7 protein-coding genes are annotated in these 6,079 nt (G+C 73.0%); 5 read left to right on the plus strand and 2 right to left on the minus strand.

The features are described from left to right. Nucleotides 1-53: 53 nt before the first annotated feature. On the plus strand, nucleotides 54-1,781 hold the full coding sequence (locus E1265_RS32295) for a cellulase family glycosylhydrolase (protein WP_243741265.1): 1,728 nt from the start codon (nucleotides 54-56) through the stop codon (nucleotides 1,779-1,781). A gap of 89 nt (nucleotides 1,782-1,870) precedes the next feature. On the opposite strand, the gene E1265_RS32300 is transcribed toward E1265_RS32295, so the two are convergent. Beyond that, complete coding sequence (locus E1265_RS32300; protein WP_132934517.1) at nucleotides 1,871-2,425, minus strand: DinB family protein; 555 nt, start codon at nucleotides 2,423-2,425, stop codon at nucleotides 1,871-1,873. Between the two features lie 101 nt (nucleotides 2,426-2,526). Between E1265_RS32300 and E1265_RS32305 the strand changes: the two genes are divergently transcribed. Then, on the plus strand, nucleotides 2,527-3,489 hold the full coding sequence (locus tag E1265_RS32305) for a YafY family protein (RefSeq protein WP_132934518.1): 963 nt from the start codon (nucleotides 2,527-2,529) through the stop codon (nucleotides 3,487-3,489). A 9-nt stretch (nucleotides 3,490-3,498) separates the two neighbouring features. Here the strand turns inward: E1265_RS32305 and E1265_RS32310 are convergent, their stop codons facing one another. Further along, nucleotides 3,499-4,263 carry a LysR family substrate-binding domain-containing protein gene (locus E1265_RS32310; protein WP_132934522.1) on the minus strand — a complete coding sequence of 255 codons (765 nt, stop codon included), beginning with the start codon at nucleotides 4,261-4,263 and terminating at the stop codon, nucleotides 3,499-3,501. Nucleotides 4,264-4,335: 72 nt separating this feature from the next. Between E1265_RS32310 and E1265_RS32315 the strand changes: the two genes are divergently transcribed. The 3 genes from E1265_RS32315 to E1265_RS32325 all read left to right on the plus strand — a co-directional run bounded on the left by E1265_RS32315 (nucleotide 4,336) and on the right by E1265_RS32325 (nucleotide 5,953). Beyond that, nucleotides 4,336-4,746 carry a DUF5997 family protein gene (locus tag E1265_RS32315; RefSeq protein WP_132934519.1) on the plus strand — a complete coding sequence of 137 codons (411 nt, stop codon included), beginning with the start codon at nucleotides 4,336-4,338 and terminating at the stop codon, nucleotides 4,744-4,746. 162 nt (nucleotides 4,747-4,908) lie between these two features. Beyond that, the gene (locus tag E1265_RS32320; protein ID WP_132934520.1) at nucleotides 4,909-5,250 is read left to right on the plus strand and encodes an SGNH hydrolase domain-containing protein; all 342 of its coding nucleotides are present in this window, start codon (nucleotides 4,909-4,911) and stop codon (nucleotides 5,248-5,250) included. Between the two features lie 118 nt (nucleotides 5,251-5,368). After that, complete coding sequence (locus E1265_RS32325) at nucleotides 5,369-5,953, plus strand: hypothetical protein (RefSeq protein WP_132934521.1); 585 nt, start codon at nucleotides 5,369-5,371, stop codon at nucleotides 5,951-5,953. Nucleotides 5,954-6,079 lie beyond the last annotated feature (126 nt).

A 6,079-nucleotide genomic window follows, 5' to 3' on the forward strand; every position in this document is an offset into this window, starting at 1 on the left:
CACCCCCCCATGTCCACACCCCCATGCCCACGGCATCGAACGGAAGGACGACCGTGAAGAGCCGTACACATCCGCTGCTCACGCCCCTGCTAACCGCTCTCACCGCGCTGGCCACCCTGCTTGGTCTGGCGATCGCCGCCCCCACGGCGCACGCCGCCGACGCCGAACGTCGCCCGCCGGCCGCCGCCTCGGCCCAGACCACGGTCGCTGCCATGCAGCCCGGCTGGAACCTCGGCAACACCCTCGACTCCACCGGCTCCGACGAGACCTCCTGGGGCAACCCGCGCGTCACCAGGGAGCTGCTGCGTTCCATCAGGGCGCAGGGCTTCAACAGCGTGCGGATCCCGGTGACGTGGAGCCAGCACCAGGGCGCGGCGCCGTCGTACACCATCGACCCGGCCTATCTGGCGCGGGTCAGGGAGGTCGTCGACTGGGCGCTGGCCGAAGGGCTCTACGTCCTGATCAACGTCCACCACGACTCCTGGCAGTGGGTGATGAACATGCCGACCCAGCACGACGCCGTGCTGGCCCGGTTCAACGCCACCTGGACCCAGATCGCGAACACCTTCCGCGGCTCCTCCGACCGGCTCCTCTTCGAGAGCATCAACGAGCCGTTCTTCGAGGGCAGTTCGGGCGACGCGCAGAACGCCCAGCTGCTGCACGAGCTCAACACCGCGTTCCACGGCATCGTCCGGCGCTCCGGCGGCAACAACGCCACCCGCGTCCTGGTGCTCCCCACCCTGCGCACCAACGCCGACCAGGCCAGGCTCGACGAGCTGACGGCCACCTTCACGGCCCTGAACGACCCCAACCTGGTGGCCACCGTGCACTTCTACGGCTTCTGGCCGTTCAGCGTGAACGTCGCCGGCTACACCCGGTTCGACGCGGAGACCCAACGCGACCTGACCGACACCTTCGACCGGGTACACAACGCGTTCACGGCCCGGGGCATCCCGGTGATCATCGGCGAGTACGGGCTGCTCGGCTTCGACCGCCACACCGGCGTCATCGAGCAGGGTGAGAAGCTGAAGTTCTTCGAGTTCCTCGGCAACTACGCGCGCTCCCGCCAGCTCACCACGATGCTGTGGGACAACGGCCAGCACTTCAACCGCACCACGCTCCAGTGGAACGACCCGAGCCTCTTCCGGCAGATCAGGTCGAGCTGGACCACCGCCTCGTCCACCGCCGCGACCGACCAGATCTTCGTCCGCCGCGGCCAGACCCCGTCCGCGGCGACGATCGCCCTCAACCTCAACGGCAACACCCTGAGCTCCGTCTACCACGGCTCGCGGCAGCTGGTGCGGGGCAGCGACTACACGGTGAGTGGCGACCGGCTCACCATCGCGGGACCCACCCTGGCCCGGCTCACCGCGTCCCAGCAGTACGGGGTCAACGCCGTGCTCTCGGCCCGCTTCTCGCGCGGCGTCCCGTGGGACCTGAACGTCATCACCTACGACCCGCCGACCCTGCGGAGCGCCACGGGCACGACGAACGGGCTGTCCATCCCGACCGCCTTCAACGGCGACCAACTCGCCACCATGCAGGCGGTCTACCCCGACGGCACCTTCGCGGGGCCGCACAACTGGACCTCGTACAAGGAGTTCGCGGCCGCCTTCTCGCCGAACTACAGCGGCGGGGAGATCACCCTGCCCGCCGCGTTCTTCGCCGAGGTCCGCGACAACTCCACCGTCAACCTGACGTTCCACTTCTGGAGCGGCATCACCGTGCGCTACGTCCTCACCCGCTCGGGCTCCACGGTCACCGGCACGCCGGCCCCCTGAGCCCGAACGAGTGAGCCAGACCCTGGCGCCGCCCCGCCGGCCGGGCGCGGGCGGCGCGCAGGTCGATCACGGTCCGCACCGGCGGCCGCTCACGCCATCGTCTTCGCGCCGTCCAGGGCCTCGCGGATGATGTCGGCGTGGCCGGCGTGCTGCGCCGTCTCCGCGACGATGGCCAGCAGCGTCCTGCGGACCGACCAGCGGGCGCCGGGCTCCCACCACGGCGCCTTCGGCAGCGGCCAGTCGGCGTCCAGGTCGGGCACGGTGGCCACGAGCTCGTCCGTCCTGCGGGCCGTCTCCTCGTAGGCGGCCAGCACGCCGGCCAGCGTCTCGCCGGGCAGCAGCCGGAACTCGTCCGCGTACCTGGCGTGGTCGGCCTCGGTCAGCTCGGTGAAGTCGCCGATCGCCGCGGGGCCCTCCTGGATGAACGACGCCCAGCTCCGCTCCTGCGCGGAGACGTGCTTGATCACCCCGGCCAGGCACAGCGCGCTGACGGTGGTCCGCCGGGTGGCCTGCTCGTCGGTGAGCTCGCGCGCGGTGTGGCGCAGGAAGTGCCGGTGCAGCGCCAGCGTCTCCAGCAGGGTGGCGCGCTCCGCGTCCAGCTTCACGTCCTGCGTCACGTCCTGCTTCACGTCCTGAGCGGTCATGGTCTCCGCCTCTCCTCGGTGGTCCTCGCTCCGTCGGTCGAGAACGACGCTATGACCCTCTCCGGTCACTTCCTGACCTGAATCGCGGGAGACTGGCTCCCATGGCGAACACCAGCTCACGGACCCTGCGGCTGCTCTCCCTGCTCCAGACCCACCGCTACTGGCCGGGCACCGAACTCGCCGACCGGCTCGGCGTCTCGGTCCGCACCCTGCGCCGGGACGTCGACCGGCTGCGCGAGCTCGGCTACCCCGTCGAGGCGCGGCGCGGCGTCGAGGGCGGCTACCAGCTCGCGGCCGGCGCGGCGCTGCCGCCGCTGGTGATCGACGACGACGAGGCCGTCGCCCTGGTCGCGGCGTTGCGAGCCAGCGCGCAGGGCGCCGTCGAGGGCGTCGCCGAGCCGTCGGTCCGGGTCCTGTCCAAGGTGGCGCGGGTGCTGCCGGCCCGGCTGCGGCGGCGCGTCGAGGCCCTGCACGCCATGACGGTGCCGGCCGGCTGGCCGGTGGCGGACGACGAGTCCTTCGACCCGGCCGCGCTCACCACCCTCGCCCTGGCCTGCCGGGACGACGAGCAGCTGCGCTTCGCCTATACCTCGGCCGATGGCGAGCCCACCGAGCGGCACGTCGAACCGCACCGGCTGGTCTGCCTCGGCCGTCGCTGGTACCTCGTCGCCTACGACCTCACCCGGCACGACTGGCGCACCTTCCGGATAGACCGGCTCACCGACCCCCGCACCACGGGCGGCCGGTTCCGCCCCCGGCCGCTGCCCGCCGCCGACGCCGCCGAGTTCGTCCGCGCCGGCCTGCGTGAGCTGCCCCGGCCCCACCAGGTGGAGGTCCTGGTCGAGGCGCCGGCGCCGATCGTCCGCCGCCGGGTCGGCCGCTGGGGCGTGGTCGAGGAGGTCGACGCGGCCCGCTGCCGGCTCCTGATGACCGCGGACAACCTGGGCTGGCCCATGCTGGCGCTCGGCTCCGTGGACGCCGACTTCCACGTCGTCGCCCCGCCCGAGCTCCGTGACCAGCTCCGCGACTGGGGCACCCGGTTCACCCGGGCCGCGGACGCCTGACTGCGGCGGCTACGAACGGCGGCGGGGCCGGCCGCCGCGTCGTGCGCCGGCGTTCTGGCGCCTGCCCTGCGCAGTGCCCCTCGACGTGCTCCTCGACGTGCCCTTCGACTGCGCCTTGTCCTTGGCACCCTGGGCGCCCTTCGCCTTGGCGGCGGCATCCCTCGGCCGGCCGCGTGAGCTGTTGACCGTCCGGCCGCGGACGATCCCGACGAACTCCTCCATCAGCTCGGTCGTCCGGTCCTCCCGCCACGCGAGACCGACCCGCGACTCGGGGGCGCCGGTCAGCGGCCGGTAGGTGAGGTCCCTGCGGTGGTGGAGGCGGGCCAGCGATTGCGGGACGACGAGCAGCCCCACCCCGGCCGCCACCAGCTGGACGGCGTCCGCCGTCGTGGCGGGGCGCTCGTTCGCGGCTCGCCCCGGCGGCCGCTCCCAGTCGAGCGTGTCGTCGAGCGGGTGCAGCACGAGCTCCTCGGCGAGTTCCTCGACCGACACCTCGTCGACCGCCGCCACCACGTGGTCCTTCGGGGCCACGACCACCGTCGTCTCGGTGTAGAGCGGGATCACGCTCAGGTCCGTGCGGTCGGTCGGCAGCCGGAGGAAGCACGCGTCGGCGTCGCCCCGACGCAGCGCGTCCGACGCCTCGGCCGCCACCACCCCGGTGAGCGTCAGCGGCACGTCCGGCATCCGCTCGCCCCAGATCCGCACCCACTTGCCCGGGGTCACGCCCGGCACGTACGCCAGGCGGAACGAGGGGGGTGCTGCCGAGTCCGTCACGACGTCCATCACGGCGCCAGGCTATCCGGTCCTGGTCGAGGGCCAGGGCGCGCGCTCGTTACGCTTGGCGGCATGACCTCGCACCGGACCGCCCAGACGATGAAGCCCGCCACCGCGGCGAAGAAGCTGGGCGTCTACCTCCCGGCCACCCCCGCCGAGTTCCAGGAGGGCGTCGTCTCGCGCGCCGAGTTCGACGCGCTGCAGGCCGATCCGCCCCAGTGGCTGCGGGACCTGCGCCGCGAGGGCCCGCACCCCCGCCCGGTGGTCGCGGCCAGACTCGGGGTCTCCATCGCGGGCCTCGCGCGGGGCGGGGTCACCGAGGCCCTCACCACGGAGCAGATCGACGCGCTGCGCGGCGACCCGCCCGAGTGGCTGGAGCGGGAGCGCGCCACCCAGGCCGAGGTCCGCAGGGAGGCGGCCCGCATCAGGGAGAAGAACGCGGCGCGCGCGGACGAGGGACAGGCGCGGCGACCGCGCCGCTGACCCGCGCGGCCCCATCGGCCACCACCACGCCACCCACGGCGGATCCCCGGAGAAAAGTGCCGCGGCGATGACATAGATGTCGCCGCCGGCAGCCGTCGAAGAGGGGAGACGGTCCGAGAGCGACCGCGTCGACGCCGCGGAGGGGAGGGCGGGGCCGCCGAGGTGGCCGTCGTCCTCGACACGCCCTGGCCGAGGGGGGACGCGGTCGAGTGCGCCGCGTCGTTCCCGCTGCGGCTCGACCGGTGTGCGCACCGGCTCCCTGAGGCCTTCGAGAACCGGGAGCGACGCGAGCTGGCCGGGGACGTGGCGCGCGAGACCGGCGTCACCGTGATCGATCCGGCGCCGTGGCTCTGCTCGGCCACGGGCGACTGCCCCGTCGTCGTGAGCGACACCCCCGTCTACCGCGACGACAGCCACCTGAGCGAGGCCTACGCCGAGGCCATCGCCCCCGTGGTGGGCGAGCGGCTGACGGGACTCGTCCGGCCGACGCCGCCCGAGGGCTGAACGGTCACGGAGGTACCAGTGCCGCGCGGAATGTGGCGAGCGCGTAACGCCCGGCCCCGCCCACGCCGTTGAGTGCGTACGCTCCCCTCGTCCGTCGAAACACCTCAGGGGGAATCCCATGCGCAGGACCATACGTCTCGCCCTGCCCGTCTTCGCCGTGGCGACCGCGCTCGTGCTGAGCGGCTGCAAGAGCGGTCGTGGCGGCGGCTCCTCGTCCGGCGACAGCGGCGGGAGCGGCAGCACCGGCGGCCAGCACGACGGTGACGACGACGTCGACATCGACGTCACCACCGGCGGGTCAAGCGGCGGGACCAGCGGCGGCGGGAACACGACGGGCGGCGGCAACGGCCGGCTCACCCTCGAACAGCTCGAGGGCGACTGGTACACCGGCGTCGACCCGTCCGCCTCCAACCTCGAGATCCGGAACGGCGAGGTCACGTTCTACGAGGACTTCGACGTCGAGGGCGACATCTGCCAGGGCACCATCAGCGACGGCCGCCTCACCCTGACCAGCTGCGATCAGTACGGCACCCAGACCTGGAACGAGGGAACCGCCGCCCTGGTGATGGACGGCGACGTCCTGCACGTCAGCTGGTCGTCCGGGACCATGATGGAGATGCGGAACATCCACACCCCCGGTGCCTTCACCGACGCCGAGATGGCCGAACTCGAGGCGACCATCGACCGCATGAACAACATGTGAGGCGGCCCGGTCGGGGCCCGGCCGCACCCCGTCGCCGATCAGGCCTCGGATGGTGCCGGTGCCGGTGCCGGTGCCGGTGCCGGTGAGCGCGGCCCGGCGTCCGGGACCGCCCCGACCGCCCCGACC

This window comes from Streptomyces sp. 8K308 (genome assembly GCF_004348315.1).
Taxonomy (GTDB): domain Bacteria; phylum Actinomycetota; class Actinomycetes; order Streptomycetales; family Streptomycetaceae; genus Streptomyces.